Source organism: Aquaspirillum soli (genome assembly GCF_054781915.1).
The window spans coordinates 1-17,911 of sequence record NZ_BAAGTM010000025.1; the positions used below are offsets into that span (position 1 = coordinate 1).

Annotated in this window: 16 protein-coding genes; 9 read left to right on the forward strand and 7 right to left on the reverse strand. The window is 51.9% G+C overall.

What is annotated here, in order from left to right; genetic code table 11:
* Positions 1 to 188: 188 nt before the first annotated feature.
* Complete coding sequence (gene argJ / locus ACYVJG_RS12580; RefSeq protein WP_460431358.1) at positions 189 to 1,403, reverse strand: bifunctional glutamate N-acetyltransferase/amino-acid acetyltransferase ArgJ; 1,215 nt, start codon at positions 1,401 to 1,403, stop codon at positions 189 to 191.
* Positions 1,404 to 1,449: 46 nt separating this feature from the next.
* Complete coding sequence (recQ, locus tag ACYVJG_RS12585; protein ID WP_460431359.1) at positions 1,450 to 3,240, reverse strand: DNA helicase RecQ; 1,791 nt, start codon at positions 3,238 to 3,240, stop codon at positions 1,450 to 1,452.
* A 90-nt stretch (positions 3,241 to 3,330) separates the two neighbouring features.
* Between recQ and ACYVJG_RS12590 the strand changes: the two genes are divergently transcribed.
* Genes ACYVJG_RS12590 through ACYVJG_RS12600 form a run of 3 tightly spaced genes read left to right on the forward strand, consistent with a single transcriptional unit; the run spans position 3,331 to position 5,039 of the window.
* On the forward strand, positions 3,331 to 3,789 hold the full coding sequence (locus tag ACYVJG_RS12590) for a surface-adhesin E family protein (protein ID WP_460431360.1): 459 nt from the start codon (positions 3,331 to 3,333) through the stop codon (positions 3,787 to 3,789).
* A 12-nt stretch (positions 3,790 to 3,801) separates the two neighbouring features.
* Entirely contained in the window at positions 3,802 to 4,575 is a 774-nt protein-coding gene (locus tag ACYVJG_RS12595) for a ParA family protein (RefSeq protein ID WP_460431361.1), read from the forward strand.
* Entirely contained in the window at positions 4,572 to 5,039 is a 468-nt protein-coding gene (locus ACYVJG_RS12600; protein WP_460431362.1) for a CreA family protein, read from the forward strand. Before ACYVJG_RS12595 ends, ACYVJG_RS12600 begins: the two co-directional genes overlap by 4 nt.
* Before the next feature lie 10 nt (positions 5,040 to 5,049).
* Here the strand turns inward: ACYVJG_RS12600 and ACYVJG_RS12605 are convergent, their stop codons facing one another.
* Positions 5,050 to 7,338, reverse strand: a complete 2,289-nt coding sequence (locus ACYVJG_RS12605; protein ID WP_460431363.1) for a DNA internalization-related competence protein ComEC/Rec2 — start codon at positions 7,336 to 7,338, stop codon at positions 5,050 to 5,052.
* A gap of 87 nt (positions 7,339 to 7,425) precedes the next feature.
* Here ACYVJG_RS12605 and ACYVJG_RS12610 point away from each other — a divergent pair, with 87 nt between their 5' ends.
* Positions 7,426 to 8,202: a class I SAM-dependent methyltransferase gene (locus ACYVJG_RS12610; RefSeq protein WP_460431364.1), complete on the forward strand. Its 777-nt coding sequence runs from the start codon at positions 7,426 to 7,428 to the stop codon at positions 8,200 to 8,202.
* Here ACYVJG_RS12610 and ACYVJG_RS12615 read toward each other — a convergent pair.
* From ACYVJG_RS12615 to ACYVJG_RS12630, 4 genes are read right to left on the reverse strand one after another with little or no spacing between them, the layout of a single operon-like run.
* Entirely contained in the window at positions 8,179 to 11,226 is a 3,048-nt protein-coding gene (locus ACYVJG_RS12615; RefSeq protein ID WP_460431365.1) for an efflux RND transporter permease subunit, read from the reverse strand. The genes ACYVJG_RS12610 and ACYVJG_RS12615 overlap by 24 nt on opposite strands.
* Entirely contained in the window at positions 11,223 to 12,332 is a 1,110-nt protein-coding gene (locus ACYVJG_RS12620; RefSeq protein WP_460431366.1) for an efflux RND transporter periplasmic adaptor subunit, read from the reverse strand. The genes ACYVJG_RS12615 and ACYVJG_RS12620 overlap by 4 nt, the downstream gene beginning before the upstream one ends.
* 24 nt (positions 12,333 to 12,356) lie before the next feature.
* A complete protein-coding gene (locus ACYVJG_RS12625) occupies positions 12,357 to 13,691 on the reverse strand; it encodes a dihydroorotase (protein ID WP_211213759.1) in 1,335 nt (444 codons plus the stop codon).
* A gap of 36 nt (positions 13,692 to 13,727) precedes the next feature.
* Positions 13,728 to 13,979 (reverse strand): sulfurtransferase TusA family protein, encoded by a 252-nt coding sequence (locus ACYVJG_RS12630; protein ID WP_040399607.1) that lies wholly within the window; start codon positions 13,977 to 13,979, stop codon positions 13,728 to 13,730.
* Between the two features lie 84 nt (positions 13,980 to 14,063).
* On the opposite strand from ACYVJG_RS12630, the gene ACYVJG_RS12635 reads away from it, so the two are divergent.
* The 5 genes from ACYVJG_RS12635 to ACYVJG_RS12655 all read left to right on the forward strand — a co-directional run.
* Positions 14,064 to 14,828: an NRDE family protein gene (locus ACYVJG_RS12635; protein WP_460431367.1), complete on the forward strand. Its 765-nt coding sequence runs from the start codon at positions 14,064 to 14,066 to the stop codon at positions 14,826 to 14,828.
* Positions 14,828 to 15,340 carry a CNP1-like family protein gene (locus tag ACYVJG_RS12640; protein ID WP_460431369.1) on the forward strand — a complete coding sequence of 171 codons (513 nt, stop codon included), beginning with the start codon at positions 14,828 to 14,830 and terminating at the stop codon, positions 15,338 to 15,340. The genes ACYVJG_RS12635 and ACYVJG_RS12640 overlap by 1 nt, the downstream gene beginning before the upstream one ends.
* A 156-nt stretch (positions 15,341 to 15,496) precedes the next feature.
* Positions 15,497 to 15,784 carry a co-chaperone GroES gene (gene groES, locus ACYVJG_RS12645; protein WP_022654384.1) on the forward strand — a complete coding sequence of 96 codons (288 nt, stop codon included), beginning with the start codon at positions 15,497 to 15,499 and terminating at the stop codon, positions 15,782 to 15,784.
* A 55-nt stretch (positions 15,785 to 15,839) separates the two neighbouring features.
* Positions 15,840 to 17,474 (forward strand): chaperonin GroEL, encoded by a 1,635-nt coding sequence (gene groL, locus ACYVJG_RS12650; RefSeq protein ID WP_022654385.1) that lies wholly within the window; start codon positions 15,840 to 15,842, stop codon positions 17,472 to 17,474.
* A 121-nt stretch (positions 17,475 to 17,595) separates the two neighbouring features.
* A partial coding sequence (locus ACYVJG_RS12655) for an Rpn family recombination-promoting nuclease/putative transposase (protein ID WP_460431368.1) occupies positions 17,596 to 17,911 on the forward strand: 316 nt, incomplete at its 3' end.

Consider the following 17,911-nt stretch of genomic DNA (forward strand, 5'->3'; position numbering starts at 1 on the left):
TGTATTCTGTTAAAGATCGATCAAACAACTAAACGCTGTTTGCTGCTGCTGTGTTGCAGCGAGGAAGCGAACTATACCCACTCCACCAACCATCGTCAACACCTACACTCACAAAAACTTTAGAAAAGTAGATAAATTATTGTTTGTTAAGCCTCTTTATTTTTCAAAAAAGAGGCTTAACCCGTCAATTAGCTACGGTAGTCAGCATTGATCTTCACGTAATCATAAGAAAAATCACATGTCCATACGGTTGCATTGGCCTCACCACGGCCTAACACCACCCGAATAGTGATTTCTGCCTGTTTCATCACACGCTGGCCGTCTTCTTCTTGATAGGCAGGGTTGCGTCCACCATTCACAGCAACCAGCACATCATCCAAATATAAAGACAGCTTCTCAACATCGAGGTCTTCAATACCAGCATAGCCAATCGCTGCCAAAATCCGGCCTAAGTTGGGATCAGAAGCAAAGAAAGCGGTTTTCACCAACGGAGAACGACCGATGGCATAACCAATCGCTTTACATTCTTCGATGGTTTTTCCGCCTTCGACCTTGACAGTCATAAATTTGGTCGCGCCTTCGCCATCGCGGACAATCGCTTGTGCCAGTTGTTCAGCGACTTCACGCAAGGCCTGATAGAGCTCGGCAAAAGCCGGCGTGTCGCGCTCGGCAATGTCAACACCACTTTGTCCAGTTGCAACCAGAATAAAGGAGTCATTCGTCGAAGTGTCACCATCAATAGTGATGCTATTAAAAGATACATCCGCCACTTCTTTGACGATAGCTTGTAATAGGCCCTGCGGCACAGCAGCATCGGTAGCAATAAAACCGAGCATGGTTGCCATATTGGGATGAATCATCCCTGCGCCTTTTGCGATCCCAGTGATGGTGACCGTTTTGCCATCCACCACAATTTGACGTGAAGTTGCTTTTGGCAGCACGTCAGTGGTCATAATGGCTTCTGCTGCCTGTGCCCAATCGGCTGTTTGACGGTCGGGCAACGCTGCAATGATTTTTTCGTATGGCAAGGGTTCAAGAATCACCCCGGTGGAAAACGGCAACACCTGCTGCCGTGCACACCCTAACTCAGCGGCCACCGCATCACACACACGGGTCGCCCGTTGCCGGCCTTCTTCCCCTGTCCCCGCATTGGCATTCCCTGTATTGACCACGATGGCGCGGATGGCCTCGCCACTGGCCAAATGTTCGCGACACAGGTGAACAGGTGCGGCACAAAAACGGTTTTTGGTGAAGACCCCAGCGACAGTGCTCCCTTCGGCCAAGGTCATTAACAAAACATCTTTGCGGCCGGGCTTTTTAATCCCAGCTTCGGCATACGCCAAAGAGACACCCGCAACAGCAGGTAATTCAGCGGGGTTTAACACAGGTAAATTAACGGGCATTTATTCACTCCAGAAAACAAGGTCATCCCACAACAAGCAGCGGCGTTCATTCTGCCTGATGCAGTAAATTCAATAGTTGTTGGCCATAACGTGCCACTTTACTTTCGCCTACACCCGTAATATGCCTGAGTTCGGTTGCATTCTCAGGAAGCTTTTCGATCAATTCGCGCAGCGTGCGATCAAGAAAAATGGCATAGGCCGGCACATTATGCGCCTCAGCCACTTCTTTACGCCATCGGCGTAGCCGTTGCCACAATCGTTCTTGTCGTTCAGTCCGCAACCAACGCTCACCTTGTTGTGCCACCCATTTAGGATTCTTACTTTGTAGCGGGCGTAACGAAATGGCTTGCTCACCTTTCAAAATCGGACGGCACTCAGGCGATAACAACAATGCATGACGTGGCGCATCGCCCAATTTCAGTAAGCCACGGGCTAATAATTGGCGAATCACAGCCCGCCATCCACGTTGTGTCAGTTCATGACCAATGCCAAAGGTGGAAAGGTGTCGCCATGCGGCGATTTCATTGTGGTCTGTTTTACCTAATAAGATGTCGATAATCTGTGCAGCGCCCAGTTGTTGACCTGTCCGATAAATGCAGGACAGTAATTTTTGTACTGGCACCGTCGCATCAAATAAAGAAGGTGGCTGACAGCAATTATCACATTTGCCACACGGAGCGACTGTTTCACCAAAATGGGCTAGGAGTTGTTGGTGACGACAGGTATTGGTTTCGCAATAGGCCAACATCGCTTGTAGTTTATTCAGCTCTACCTGTTGGCGGTCGGGACTGAGCGCAGATTGTGTCACCATAAACTGCAGCTGCATAACGTCGCTTAGGCCATAACACAGCCAACTGAGTGCCGGCAGACCATCACGCCCTGCTCGTCCTGATTCTTGGTAAAAACTTTCTGGGCTGCGAGGTAAATCAACATGGGCAACAAAGCGGACATCTGGTTTATCAATTCCCATGCCGAACGCCACCGTTGCCACCATCACCACCCCGTCATCACGCAAAAACTGTTGTTGGTGTTGCTCACGCATGGCATACGGCAAACCGGCATGGTAGGGCAATGCTGAAATCCCCTGTTCAACCAACCATGCGGTGATGTCTTCAACCCGCTTGCGTGAAGCACAGTACACAATCCCCGATTGCTCACGATAATGGTTCTGAATCAGCGCCAGCAGTTGTTGTTTGGCTTGGTTTTTTTGTACCACACGATAATGCAGATTAGGACGGGCAAAACTGGATAAGAAAAGCTGAGCCTGTTCGAGTTGAAGATGGTATTGAATCTCTTGCCGCGTTTGTGCGTCGGCAGTTGCAGTCAGGGCAATGCGCGGTACGGTTGGAAAATGTTGCGCCAACACCCCTAATTGACGATATTCTGGCCGAAAATCATGTCCCCATTGACTGACACAATGCGCCTCATCAATCGCAAACAGCGCCAACGGCAGGCTGGCTAAGAAAGACAGAAAATGAGGCTGCAACAAACGCTCAGGCGCGACATAGACCAGCTTGAGCTCACCACGCCGCATCGCTTTGGCAACCTCACGCGCCTGCTCTGGTGTTTGAGCAGAATTCAGATAAGCAGCGGCAACCCCCAATTCGGTCAAAGTCGCCACTTGATTTTGCATTAACGCAATCAGCGGACTGACCACAATAGCGATACCGTCGCGTAACAAGGCAGGAATCTGAAAACACAGCGATTTTCCGCCCCCTGTCGGCATCACCACCAATGCATCACCACCATTCACAAGGTGATTGACGACCGCTTCCTGATCTCCACGAAACGCGGTATAACCAAAAACATGATGCAAAATGTCAGACGCAGTAGTCATGGATTGGGCAAAATAGGCAGGAAAGCCAATAATTGTAAGCGGTTTATCTCCCTTGGCGACGGGAAGATCGCAGTGAGCAAAGGATTCAGCATGCAGAAGTGTCAGTTTCGTTTGGTTGGGGCAGGGTTGGCTGCTCTATTGATCTTGGCAGGTTGTGCCACGCCACAAGGGGGGCAGATGAGCAGCAGCAGTTCACCTAACGCCGAGTGGGAAAACCTCGGCGTGACGCCCAATGGCAATACCATGCACGAACTCGACAAGCTCTCGATTAAACGGCAAGGCAATAAAGTCACGTTTCGTGATCGCAAAACCATCTTTAATCTCACCAAAGAAAATTTCCTTACCGTCCCTCGGCATAAACACTCTTTGAATACCTGGGAAATTGACTGTGCCAATCAAACCTATCGCCTGTTAGACACCACGTTATACGACGAGAACAACCGCTTAGTGGTGACCTATCGCTATAGCGAACAAGAAAGCCGTAGCCAACCTATCAGCAGCAAATCAGCCAGCGAACAACAAAAACAACGAGTTTGCCCAGCAAACTAAAAGGAAAGCGTGATGCCAGCAATTCGCAGAGTGGTGTTTAACCAAAAAGGGGGCGTAGGCAAATCGACGATCACCGCCAACCTCGCTGCCATTGCCGCGTGGCAAGGGCGGAAAGTGTTGCTCATTGATCTCGATCCACAGGGCAACCTAAGCCATTATTTACTCGGAGCCCCCAGCACCCAACCGGGCTTGTTCGAATTCTTTGAACAGATTTTAAACTTCAGCTTATTCGCCAAGAAAAATCACGAATTTGCACAAGCGACACCGTTTGAGAATTTGTTTTTAATCGCCTCCCATCCCGAATTGGGCGAATTGGCGGGCAAATTAGAAGCCCGCTATAAGATGTATAAATTGCGTGATGCGCTCAACGAGTTGAGCCATGAATATGATGAAATCTGGATTGATACCCCTCCAGCCCTCAATTTCTTTACTCGCTCGGCACTGATTGCCGCTGATCGTTGTTTGATTCCTTTTGATTGCGATACGTTCTCGCGCCAAGCCTTATATACCCTCATGGGGAATGTAGAAGAAATTCGCAACGATCATAATCGTTCACTACAGGTAGAAGGTGTGATTGTGAACCAGTTTCAGCCACGGGCTGCCTTGCCGGTGAAGTTGGTAACAGAACTCGAAGCCGAAGGGTTACCCGTGCGGACCGTGCGCCTGTCTAGCTCAGTCAAGATCCGTGAATCACACCAAGCCGCCAAGCCACTCATCCATTTCGACCCTAAACATAAACTCAGCCAAGAATTCGTCAATCTCTATCAAGAATTGAGCGCGGTATGAGTGGTTTACTTCGCATGGCAATGGCTGGTGTGGTTTCGCTGTGGGCGATGGCTGCAGCAGCAGAAACGGTAGGATGCGCCACTACAGCATGGAAATTGTTAGGCGCAAACCACCGTGTGTGTGTCGAAGCGTTTTACGACAAAAAAGTCCCCGGGGTAACCTGTCATGTGAGCCAAGCGCGCAAGGGCGGTATTTCCGGTAGTCTAGGCTTGGCACAAGATCCTTCGCAGTTTTCGCTGGCCTGTCGTCAAACCGGCCCCATCAGCTTGCCCGCCAAACTTCCCGAGGAAGAAACAGTGTTTAGTGAAGACACCTCGCTGTTGTTTAAAGAAACCCGCGTGGTCAGGTTGTGGGATGAAAAAAACCGCACGTTGGTTTATCTCGCCATCAGCCGCAAATTGATCGAAGGCGCGCCAGCCAACAGTCTTTCCACCGTGCCGGTGATGCCGTGGCGTGGTGATTGATACGGTTGGCTTAATCTCCGCTGCCGGCGCTGGTGGCATACCAATACCGGCGTGCCTCGGCACGCTGTGCCTGAATGTGGGTTTGGTTGGGTGTCAGATGAACGCGAATTGCACCATCACGGTCGGTGCGCCAACGCTGTTGTGCCATCCATAAAAACCGTTCCCATACCTGCGGCTGCGGATGGCGGAAAGCATTGCGATACCCCACGCTCACAATCACTTGTTCCGGTGCCACGGTGTTTAAAAACGCCAAACTGGAAGAAGTGCGGCTGCCATGATGCGCCGCTAACAAGACTTGTGAGCGCAATAAGTCTGGCTGTTGTTGGACTAATTGTGCCTCTTCTGCCGCCGTGATATCACCGGTTAACAACATCGCCTGCGAGCCGGTTCGCACACGCAACACACAAGATTGGCCGTTATCATCACGCTGCGCTTCACCGACGACCGGATGCAAAAAAGCAAACTCCACCCCATCCCATTGCCACACCATCCCCTGCCGACACGGAATAAATGGTGCAGCCAGATGGGTTGCACTGGCTAAACGATAAGGGGCCAACCATTGTTGCACTGGCAAAGCGGCCACCACGGCGGCAGTCCCCCCGACATGATCAAGATCATCATGACTTAAAATCAAGGCATCGAGCTGGGTCACCCCTGCCGCGTGTAGCTGTGGCACCACCACCCGTTCTCCCATATCTCGCTCACCCAAACGCGGGCCGGTGTCGTATAACAGGCTATGGTGGGCAGTTTGAATCCACACAGCCAACCCTTGGCCAACATCCAACACCGTCAACCACACCTCGTTAAGCGCAGGGCGCGGCGATGGCGCAAAAAATAGTGGTAATAACAACAGCACGGCAAAACCACGTCCCCCCACGCCAAACGGAACCAGCAGTAAACCACATCCCAACAGCGCAGCCAGTAACGATAACGGCTCGGGCACCGCCATCACCCACTGTGGCCACTGCCCCATGTATTCCACCGGCCATAACACCCCTACCAAGACCTGATGTGCCACTGGCAACGCCCATGAGACGGGTAGCACCGTGGCGAATAACAGCAACCCAGTGGCAAAACCTCCGATCAAGGGAATGGCGTAGGCGTTGGCGAGTGGCGCAACCCAGCTAATGGTTTGAAACAACACCAACACGGGTAATAAGGTCAATACAGTCGCACCCCATTGGGCCTCTAACCACAATCTCCAAGCACTTGGCCGCCGTACATAGCCCACCACTGCCAAGGCCATTGCTGCCACCGTGCCAAAGGACAACCAAAAACCGAGGGTCAACACAGCAAAAGGGTCGGGGATTAACACCGCCAACGCCGCGAACAGTAAAATTTTTGGCAATGGCCAAGGCTCACGCCGACTTAATGCCCACGTCACTGCCACTAACATATAAAAGGAACGTTGTGTCGGTACGGAAAACCCAGCTAATAGCGCATAAACCGCCGCAAACAACAAAGCCGCCACCGCAATAATCGGGCGGTGTGCGGTTTGAACGGCACAGACACGCAATAACCACGCGGTTATCCATGCCACCCCCGCCGCCGCTAAGGTAAGGTGTACGCCAGAAATACTGATGAGATGAATTAAGCCAGTACGTTGAAACAGTTGCCATTGTTCAGCGGGAATCGCTTGTTGGTCACCGATTACCAAAGCACTGACCAAACCGGCATAACGCTGATTCGGTAGCTGTTGGGCAATATGTTGGCGAATACGGTCGCGCCAGTGATCAATCGACCATTGTTCACTGAAGCGAGGGGACAGCGGGACAGCGCGGCGGATTTGACCTGAGACCAGTTGGGCATTCGCCCAAAGACTCGACTCCAACTCACGACCATAGGGATTGACCACACTGTGCATCCGTTTCAACCGAACCTGCATCTGCCAATGTGATCCAACGATTAAACGAGGCGGTAATTGCTGCCGCCCATCAAACAAAGTCAAACGCGATGGCACGCGCAGCGTGGGATCCACCGTCAGCACATCTTCCACCTCCAGCTCAACGCGCCAGCCATAGCGTGTCATCTGTGGCAAACCGACCACCTGCCCAACCAATTCGATGGCGCGGCCTTCCCATGCTGGCGGGAGTTGTTGTGCTAAACGATGATCGATGCGCCAAGCACTCCAACTGATCCCCAAGAGGAATAGACATCCCCAGCAAAATATCGTTTTTCGGGTATTACGCGCGACAACGGCAAGAGCTATCGCCAACAGCAGCGATACCGGCCAAGGTACGATTGACGGTAAACTATGTGGCAATGTAATACCCAATGCTAAAGCCAAGCCATAACCCACTGCCGACCCCTTTTGTCATGACAGTAGCCAGTCTAGCAAACTGCCGCTGCGGTCAACACCCTTTAAGAAGTTGTTGAGAAATACACTATGCCCGTTCTGCCTCCTCTTGTTTGTTTAGCACCAGATCGTCAACACGAAGCCGAAGCCTTTGCTGTGCAATTTGCGTTGTCATTGCAAGACCACCTGCCCAGCGATGGCTATGCCTTGGTGTTGCGCGAGACCCAGCTCAGTTTGGAACATCCCCATGCTCACGGGGCGGTGATGGCTGAATTTGTCGAAGGTGCCGCCGCCCATCGTCGCCAATTTGGTGGTGGGAAAGGGCAACCGGTGGCGAAAGCCATCGGTATCAAAGGCAGTTATCTGCCACAGGTTGTCGATGCCACCGCCGGTTTAGGGCGTGATGCTTTTGTGTTGGCCACGTTGGGATGTGAAGTGACACTGGTTGAACGCTCGCCAGTGGCCGCCGCTTTACTTGCCGATGGCCTCGCGCGCGCCGCCGCTCACTCAGACACCGCTGACATTGTGGAAAGAATGCAGTTGGTTCACGCTGATGCAGCAGATTGGTTGCTGACGTTAGACAGCGCACAACGGCCCGATGTGGTGTATCTCGACCCGATGTTTCCAGATACAGGAAAAAGCGCCGCTGCTAAAAAAGACATGCAGGCTTTTCAACACTGCATTGGGGATGATCTCGATAGTGAACGCTTGTTGGCAGCAGCCTTACAAGTGGCAAAAAAGCGGGTGGTGGTGAAGCGTCCACGCTTAGGCGAACGCATCCCCGGCCCCCCGCCGAATGCAGAACTACAAGGAAAAAGCACACGGTTTGATTTTTATGTACCGTTAGCGAGCCGCCCGCCGCACTAGCGCATTTTCCAACAACGAATATGCGGCGGGGACAACCACAAGCGTCAGTAAAGTCGAACTTAACATGCCACCAATCACCGCAATCGACAGCGGGCCATTGGTTTCTGCCCCCGCCCCCAAGCCCAATGCCGCTGGGAACATCGCCAAAATCACCGTCAGCGAGGTCATTAACACCGGACGCAGACGCATAGGGCAGCTGGCGGCTAAGGCCTCATCCACCGACATCCCTTTAGCGCGAAACTGATTGGTCACATCCACCAACAAAATGGCATTTTTCGCCACCAAACCAATCAACAAAATCAAACCAATCACCGAATAGGTGTTTAGGGTGTTGCCTGTCCACCACAGCGCGAACAGCCCGCCAACCACCGCCAGTGGTTCAGCCAACATAATCACCGCCGGCTGTGCAAACGAGTTGAACTGACTGGCCAAAATCATATACAGCAATAGCGACGCCAACCCGAACACAAACAACAACTGACCGCCGGTGCGCTCCAATTCCCGCGCCTCACCGAGTTTTTCAATACGATAACCGGGGGGCAGGGTGTCGCGAGCCACCTGTTCTACCTTCGCCACCGCTTCAGAAAGCGATACCGTCGGCGAACCTTTCAGCGTGGCGGAATACAGCAGGTTTTGCCGTTCAATTTGAGTAGGCCCCACACTGCGCTCGATTTTCAACACGCTATCCAATCGAATCATCTCACCTTGCTGATTACGCAAATAAATTTTCTGCAAATCTTCTGGCCGTGTCAGCGCACTGTCCGCCGCTTTTAACCGCACATCGTAGCGAGTGCCGCTGCCACCTTCGTTAAACTGGGCAATATTGCTGCCTGCCGACAAAAGATTGAGCGTCTCGGCCACCGATTGAACGGTTAAACCATATTTCGCCACGGCATCACGTTGAATATCAAAGCGAATTTGTGGCAAGTTCAAATCCACATCTAAATCCACCCGCCCAATCGCCGGATCAGCCGATAACAGCCGTTGTAAATTGGCCGCTTGTTGACCCACTTCATTCAAATTGGGCCCCACCACAGCAAATTGCAGCTTGCCGCCACGGGTTTCACCCACACGCGGATAGGGGAACGCCGACACCCGTGCCCCAGCAATCCCGCTTAACGCCTTGCGTACCTCGCCCAACAACTGTTGCTGTGATTGACTGCGCTCATCACGCGGCTTCATCCGAACAATCATAAAAGTCGAATTCACCCCACTCGATCCAAAACCGCCCACAATCGCCAGCACATTTTGGATTTCGGGATAGCGTTTTAATATCTGTTCGACCTGTTTGGTTTTTTCATCGGTGTAGTAGATGCTAGACCCCACCGGTGTCCGAATATTGACCATAAAGCGGCCTTCATCTTCTTCGGGCAAAAACTCACTTTTCATCGCCATCATCGGCACCGCACTCGCTGCGACGGCCACCACCCCGACCAATAAAATCAACAGCCGATGGCGCAGCGAAAAACGCAATAAACGACTATACGATTGTTCAAGGGCGATAAATTGTTGCTCTAACCAGACATACAGGCGGCCATGTTGAGTTTCTACTTGCAAAAAGCGGCTGCACAACATCGGCGTCAACGTCACCGCAACAAACAGCGACACCATCACCCCAAACGACACCACAATCGCAAACGAATTAAACAAGCGACCGACAATCCCCGATAAAAAAATCACCGGCAGGAAAATCGCTACCAAACTCAGAGTCGCCGCAATCACAGCAAAAATCACTTCCTGACTGCCATCAATCGCCGCTTGCATTGGGTCGTGTTGCCCCATTTCACGCCGGCGGTGAATGTTTTCCAACACCACAATGGCATCATCGACCACCACACCAATCAGCAATAACAGCGCCAACAGCGTCACGGTGTTAAAGGTGTAACCGAGGAAATACATTAAGGCGATGGCCCCCAGTAGAGAAACCGGAATGGCCAAGGCCACGATAAGAGTCGAGCGCCAGCTACGCAAAAATAACCACACCACCAAGGCAGCCAGCAATGTGCCTTCAAATAAATGGCTTTTCAGCGCCGCCACCATCTCTAGCACAAAGGTAGAATCATTCGACACCACCGCCAGATTCATTCCGGGCGGCAAACTGGGGCGAATTTGGCTATCAATGCGCCGTAGCACTTCATCAGCAATCGCCACCGTATTGGTGTTGGCAATCCGCACAATGCCGAGGTTGACCGTTGGCTTGCCGTTGATACGCGACAAATTACGCATATCTGTTTCGCCATCTATCACCCGTGCCACATCCGCCAACCGCACTGCGCCGTTGCCCCGCCACACCACCACCATCTCCTGCAAGGCAGATAGCGAGTGAAACTCTAGGTTGAGATCCACCAAATACTCACGCGGCCCCGCCACCACAAAACCACCGGCCTGTTGTAAATGTTCGCGTTTAAAAGCGTCTTGTACTTCTTTCGCCGTCAGGCTATAGCGTGCCAAACGCAGAGGGTCGAGCTCAATCCGAATCACCCGCTCCCCTCGGCCACGCACCAACACCTCGCCAACACCATCAATGGTTTCTAGCTGCTTTTTAACCACGTTATCACCGTAGTCATACAGCTGTTGCAAGGTACGATCCCCCGTCAGCGACAACCACATAATTGGTGACGAATTGGCATCGGTTTTTGACACCACCGGTGCGTCGGCTTCATCGGGCAAACTGCGCTGTGCCTGACTCACTTTCGATTGCACTTCGTTGAAGGCAACATCGACATCTTTATCTAAATTAAAGGTAATTTTGACGCTGGAACGGCCCGGGCTCGAAGTCGATTCGATTAAATCAATCCCGGGCACACTGTTCACGGCCGATTCAATCGCTTGTGTAATGCTGTTATCCACCACTTCCGGTGTGGCACCACGCAAGGTGGTCGATACACTGATAATGGGTTGTTCGATATTGGGATAGCGATCTACCCCAATACGTTGATACGCCAAGACGCCAAATAAAATCAGCACCGCAGACATCATATACGTCAGAACATGACGACGAATCGAAAATTCGGCTAATCTCATGACTGGCGGCCTTCTAGCGAATTTTTGCTTGCTTTGCTGTCTTGCTTCTCGGTTTTCGCTTTAATTTTTGCGCCATCAGATAAGAAACCAGCGCCGTCGCTGACCACCGGCGTACCGGCAGCGAGACCGTCCACAATTTCCACCCAACCTTGATCTTCCACGCCAGTTTTCACCACCGTAGCGCGAGCTTGTCCTTTATCTGCGACAAACACCACCGAACCTTGCTGCCGCGCTACCACGGCAATACTCGGTACGGCCAACGCTTGTTTGCTGCTCAATACCACCGAAGCTTCAACACTTTGTCCAACGCGAAATTTCGCCTGCGGTGACAACGCTACCAAGGCTTCTAACATACGGTTTTGGCTATCTAACGTAGGACGAATCTCACTGACAGCAGCAGTGAAGCGGTCACCGGTTTCTGTTGTTAACGTCACAGGGCTGCCCACTCGCAACACACTGCCCTCGCGTTCTGACAAGGCAAAACGAGCACGCAAACCTTGTTGCCCCACCAAACGAAACAGCGCCTTCCCGACCGAGACATATTCGCCTTCACTGACCAAGCGGCTATCAATGGTGCCAGCTTGGGCCGCTTTCACTCCGGCGCGGGCCTGATCGCGGCGGGCATTCTCGGCTTGTGCTTGGGCGGCACTCAGCTGTTTTTGTAATGCGTTTAATTGGGTTTTTTGTTCTTCTAAATAGGCCGAGGACACAAACCCTTGTTCAAATAGTTGTTGATAGCGGCTGACTTGCCGTTGTTGTTGTTCGGCTTGAGTTTGCAAACGCAACGCTTCGGCATCACGCGCCAGACGGGTATTGGTGAGATCAGCGGCATCGATGGTTGCCAAGAGTTGACCCGCTTGCACTTGGCTACCGATATCGACATGCAGTTGCACCACACGGCCAGCGGTTTCACTGACCACCGTGGCGGCATTTAACGACTCCACCTCGGCCAACACCGCTGTCCGTTGTTCCAAGGTACGCACACTGGCAGTGGCCATGCTGACACTGATAGGCGGGGGGCCTTTTGGTTTACTGTCTGTCGTTGGCGCATCTGAACACGCCACCAACACCCCACATAACATCCCACCTAGCCATCGTCTCAGCATGAGCCCTCCTTGTGTCAAATTTGGTTAAAGAGAAAAACGCAACGCCATGCCACGACAATCTGGGCGGACTTGGCCTTCGTGCCAAGCCACTTGACCAGAAACAAGGGTGGTTAATACACGAGAGCGCAGATGACGACCGGCAAACGGTGTCCAACCACAGTGATAAAGGCAGTTGTCATTGCTGACGGTTTCCCCCTCTGCCATCTCCACTAACACCACATCGGCCCAATAACCTTCGCGTAAAAAGCCCCGTTCTTCTATGCGGAAGCGTTGCGCTACGTTATGACTGGTCTTTTGTACTAATTGTTCAATCGACAACACGCCATCGTGTACCAGCTCTAACGCACCTGCCAACGCATGTTGCACCAAAGGTAAGCCAGACGGCGCTTGGAAATAGTGGCCGGCTTTTTCTTCTCGGGTATGTGGCGCATGGTCGGTGCCGATAATATCGAGCACATTCGATGCCAACGCCGCCCGCAGTGCATCACGGTCTTGACGGGTTTTAATAGCTGGATTGCATTTGATGAGATATCCCAAATCGGCGTAGTCACGCTCATCAAACAACAAATGATGGACACACACTTCGGCGGTGATTTGCTTATTCGCCATCGGGCCTTGGTCAAACAACGCCAATTCATCAGCAGTGGTGATATGCAGCACATGCAGCCGCGTGCCATGTTTCCGCGCCAACTCCACCGCCAACGAGGACGATTTCAAACACGCCTCACGACCTCGAATAATCGGGTGGTACACCGCCGGCACCGCATCGCCAAAGCGTTCACGGAAAGCCGCTTCGTTGGCGCTAATCATCGGGGTATCTTCACAATGCGTCAGCACAATCGTCGGCGCTTGTGCGAACAGGGCTTCTAATACTTTGGGATCATCCACCAGCATATTGCCGGTTGAAGCCCCCATGAACACTTTAATGCCGGGGGTACGTCGTGGATCGACCTTTAATACTTCATCCAGATTGTCGTTACTGACGCCGAAATGAAAAGCATAGTTAGCGGTTGCAGTTTGCGCCCCCAGCGCCAACTTATCTGTTAGGGCTTGTTGAGTCAGTGTCGGCGGTTTGGTGTTGGGCATATCCATAAAACTGGTGATCCCACCCGCCACAGCAGCGCGTGATTCAGTGGCAATCGACCCTTTATGAGTCAAGCCGGGGTCACGAAAATGCACTTGATCATCGATCATGCCGGGCAAGAGATAGCGACCTGCAGCATCAATTTCTTGTTTGATATCGCTGGGCGCACTGATTTCCGCCGCCATTTTTTCAATCCGCCCATGACGAATCAACATATCGCCCTGTTGAATTTGGCCTTCGTTGACCATGCGGGCATTACGAATCAGGATAGACACGGACACACACTCCTTTTTAATTAAGGTGAATTGCGTTTAGCGACGCTGTAGGACCAACCAAAATTTGCCATTGTCTAATGTCTCAGAGCGCAGCAAAGTGTGGCCAGTTTGTTTGCAAAAAGCAGCAAAATCGGCAGGTGCCGCCGGATCGGTGGCAGTCACAGCAACCACGTTGCCAGAAGCTAAAACCGCTAGGGCTTTTTTGGTACGAAGAATGGGCAATGGACAGTTGAGTCCCGATAAATCGAGGGTTTGGTCAATTGGGGGTAAGGGGTTCAATTCAGACATAGCCATTAGACGAGATTTGAGTTTAGACAAGAAAGGCGACTATTCTACGCCTGCCTAATCATCTTTATACAAAGCGACTTTGTCATGTGTCTCATCGGTTTACACTATAAGGCGCTACCCGGCACCGTGTTGCTGTTGGCAGCCAATCGAGATGAATACTATCGTCGTCCCAGTGCTGCCCTTGGCCCTTGGCCCGATCAACCCGAGGTGTTTGGTGGTCGCGATTTACAAGGCGGCGGCAGTTGGTTAGCCCTACACCGTAACGGCCGTTTTGCGGCGGTTACCAATGTACGGATGGGACTGAAGCCCCCACCGCAAGCATTATCACGCGGCAGTTTGGTCACCGACTACGTGTGTGGCGAGCTGTCCAGCTTGGCGTTTGCCCACCACCTCACCCAACAAAGCCGCAGCTATGCGCCGTTTAATCTGTTATTTGGGCGAGTGGATGATTTGTATTGCTATCACAGCCCACGTCATACCCTCACTCGACTGACTCACGGTGTGTTTGGTTTATCCAATGCCCAACTCAATACCTCGTGGCCGAAGGTGGAACGACTCAAACATCGGCTAGAAAGCATCAAGCGCCTACCCGCAGAGGAAGAGATGTTTAGCTGGTTGCAAGATGCAGAGCATCCACCGTTAGACACCCTACCCAATACCGGTGTCGGTACCACACTGGAACGCCTGCTCTCACCGATTTTTATCCAAAGCGATGACTATGGCACCACCGCCTCGACTATTTTGATGGTGCGCTCACGCGGTGATGTTCTCATCAGTGAACAAGGCTACCATGCCGGCCGCCCAACTCAACGCAATCGTTTTACCTTCAAATTGGACTTTACATCGTGATGTGTTTTCGTCGCAGTCTCACCGTCTTATTACTCGCCAGCCTAGGCCAAGCAGCATGGGCCGATAATCGCGATCGTTTTAACCAAAACTACCATTGGGAACCGCCTAAAGTGTGGCAAGAAGCCGCCACCACCCTCCCCGCCAACCCCAACGGCAACACCTCATGGCTGGTGATTTCTGGGGGGCCGGTTTACCAAAATCAAATTGCCCTCGATGCCGACAGTCTCAGCATCGGCACTGATGCCGTGATTCGTTACACCCTACGCATCACCAGCAGTGAAGGCGTCGCCAATATCAGCCACCAAGGGCTGCGGTGTGATAGCCGTGAATTCAAATTGTTTGCCATTGCTGCTAGCCAAAATCATGAATGGCAAGACGCTAAAACCGCACAATGGCGACGCATTCAACCCGGCCATGTGCCACAAGCTTTACTTGCCCGCGACTATTTATGTGAAGACGGCCGACCCTTGGATAACACCGCCTTGATGCTGGCCCGATTGAAAAAAGGCTAAAAATTTCTTGCGGAGGGCTCTTGAAAACCCCTTGGGGCGTTCCTATTATTGGCACTCGCAAGGGCAGAGTGCTAACAACACCTCGCCCAGAGGGAAATCCCTCGCAATTTAATAACCGATTTTGTTGTAACTCCCTAAGTGAATCAGGAGAACTCCATGGCAATTCGTCCCTTACATGACCGCGTTGTGATCAAACGTCTCGAAGCCGAAGAAAAAACCGCTTCTGGTATCGTTTTGCCCGGCAATGCCGCCGAAAAACCGGACATGGGTGAAGTAATCGCCGTTGGTAATGGCAAGATCTTGGAGAACGGCGAGCGTCGTCCTCTGGAATTGAAAGTCGGCAACAAAGTGATCTTCGGCAAATACTCCGGCCAAACCGTCAAAGTGGACGGCGAAGAGCTGTTGGTGATGCGTGAAGAAGACGTGATGGGCATTGTGGAATAAGCCACACACACTTTTGTTTAGTTAGACGATTCGAATACGACTGGAGTAACACACTATGGCAGCAAAAGAAGTCAAATTTGGTGATTCCGCCCGCGCCAAGATGGTTAATGGCGTTAACATTCTGGCCGATGCAGTGAAAGTCACCTTGGGCCCGAAAGGTCGCAACGTGGTGTTAGAGCGCAGCTATGGCGCCCCCACCATCACCAAAGACGGTGTGTCTGTTGCTAAAGAAATCGAACTGAAAGACAAGTTCGAAAACATGGGTGCCCAAATGGTGAAAGAAGTGGCATCCAAAACCAACGATATCGCTGGTGACGGTACCACCACAGCCACCGTGTTGGCACAAGCCGTGGTACAAGAAGGCATGAAATACGTTGCCGCCGGCATGAACCCAATGGATCTGAAACGTGGTATCGACAAAGCAGTCATCGCCATCGTTGAAGAACTGAAAAAAATCGCTAAGCCTTGCGCCACCACCAAAGAAATCGCCCAAGTGGGTTCGATTTCTGCAAACAGCGACACCGTGATTGGTGAAAAAATCGCTGCTGCGATGGAAAAAGTGGGCAAAGAAGGCGTGATCACTGTTGAAGATGGTTCCGGTTTGGAAGACGAACTGGACGTGGTCGAAGGGATGCAATTCGACCGTGGCTACCTGTCGCCCTACTTCATCAACCAACCAGAAAAACAAATCGCACAATTGGACAACCCATTTGTGTTGTTGTTTGACAAAAAAATCTCCAACATCCGCGACCTGCTGCCAACCTTGGAACAAGTGGCAAAATCTGGCCGCCCACTGTTGATCATTGCAGAAGATGTGGATGGTGAAGCACTGGCAACATTGGTGGTGAACAACATCCGTGGCATCCTGAAAACCGTGGCCGTGAAAGCCCCTGGTTTTGGCGATCGCCGCAAAGCCATGTTGGAAGATATCGCTATCCTGACCGGCGGTACTGTGATTGCTGAAGAAGTCGGTTTGACTTTGGAAAAAGTGACACTGGATCTGTTGGGCCAAGCCAAACGTGTCGAAGTGGGCAAAGAAAACACCACGATCATCGACGGCGCAGGTCAAGAAGCCAACATCCAAGCGCGTGTGGCACAAATTCGCGCTCAAATCGAAGAAGCGACCAGCGACTACGACCGTGAAAAACTGCAAGAGCGCGTGGCGAAATTGGCCGGCGGTGTGGCAGTGATCAAAGTCGGTGCTGCTACCGAAGTCGAAATGAAAGAGAAAAAAGCCCGCGTGGAAGATGCATTGCACGCCACTCGTGCAGCCGTGGAAGAAGGCATTGTCCCCGGCGGTGGTGTTGCGCTGTTGCGTGCCCGTAAGAACATGGGCGAGCTGAAAGGCTTGAACGCAGAACAAGACGCTGGTATCCAAATCGTGTTGAAAGCGATTGAAGCTCCATTGCGTCAAATCGTGAAGAACGCTGGCGATGAGCCTTCTGTGGTGGTGAACAAAGTGTATGAAGGCGAAGGTAACTTCGGCTACAACGCAGCCACCGGCGAATACGGCGATCTGGTTGAAATGGGTGTGTTAGACCCAGCTAAAGTGACCCGCTCCGCGCTGCAACACGCTGCTTCGGTTGCTGGTTTGATGTTGACTACCGATTGCATGATTGCTGAAATCCCAGAAGACAAGCCTGCAGCACCTGATATGGGTGGCATGGGCGGTATGGGCGGCATGATGTAATCTGACGTTCTCGTCAAAAAGAAAACCCCACCGAATTCGGTGGGGTTTTTTGTTTACCCACGACATCTCCCTACCTGCCGGACTACAATTAACCATATCACCCTCAACCATCACCCCAATCATGCTGCCGCTGCTCGATCCGAAGAACGATTACATTTTCAAACGTCTCTTTGCCCAATCACCCGAATTGCTGTCTGATTTGATTAACAGCATCCGCTACGATCAACCACCGATTACGATTACGGATATTCTCAACCCCAATATCTCCGGTGAAGATCTCCACGCCAAAGAAATCGTGTTAGATGTCTTAGCCAAAGATGGTTTTGGGGTGCAATACAATATTGAAATTCAGGTGCGGAAACAGACGTATTGGGGAGAGCGAAGTTTGTATTACAGTTCGCGTCTTATCAGCGAACAGTTAGAAAGCGGTCAATCCT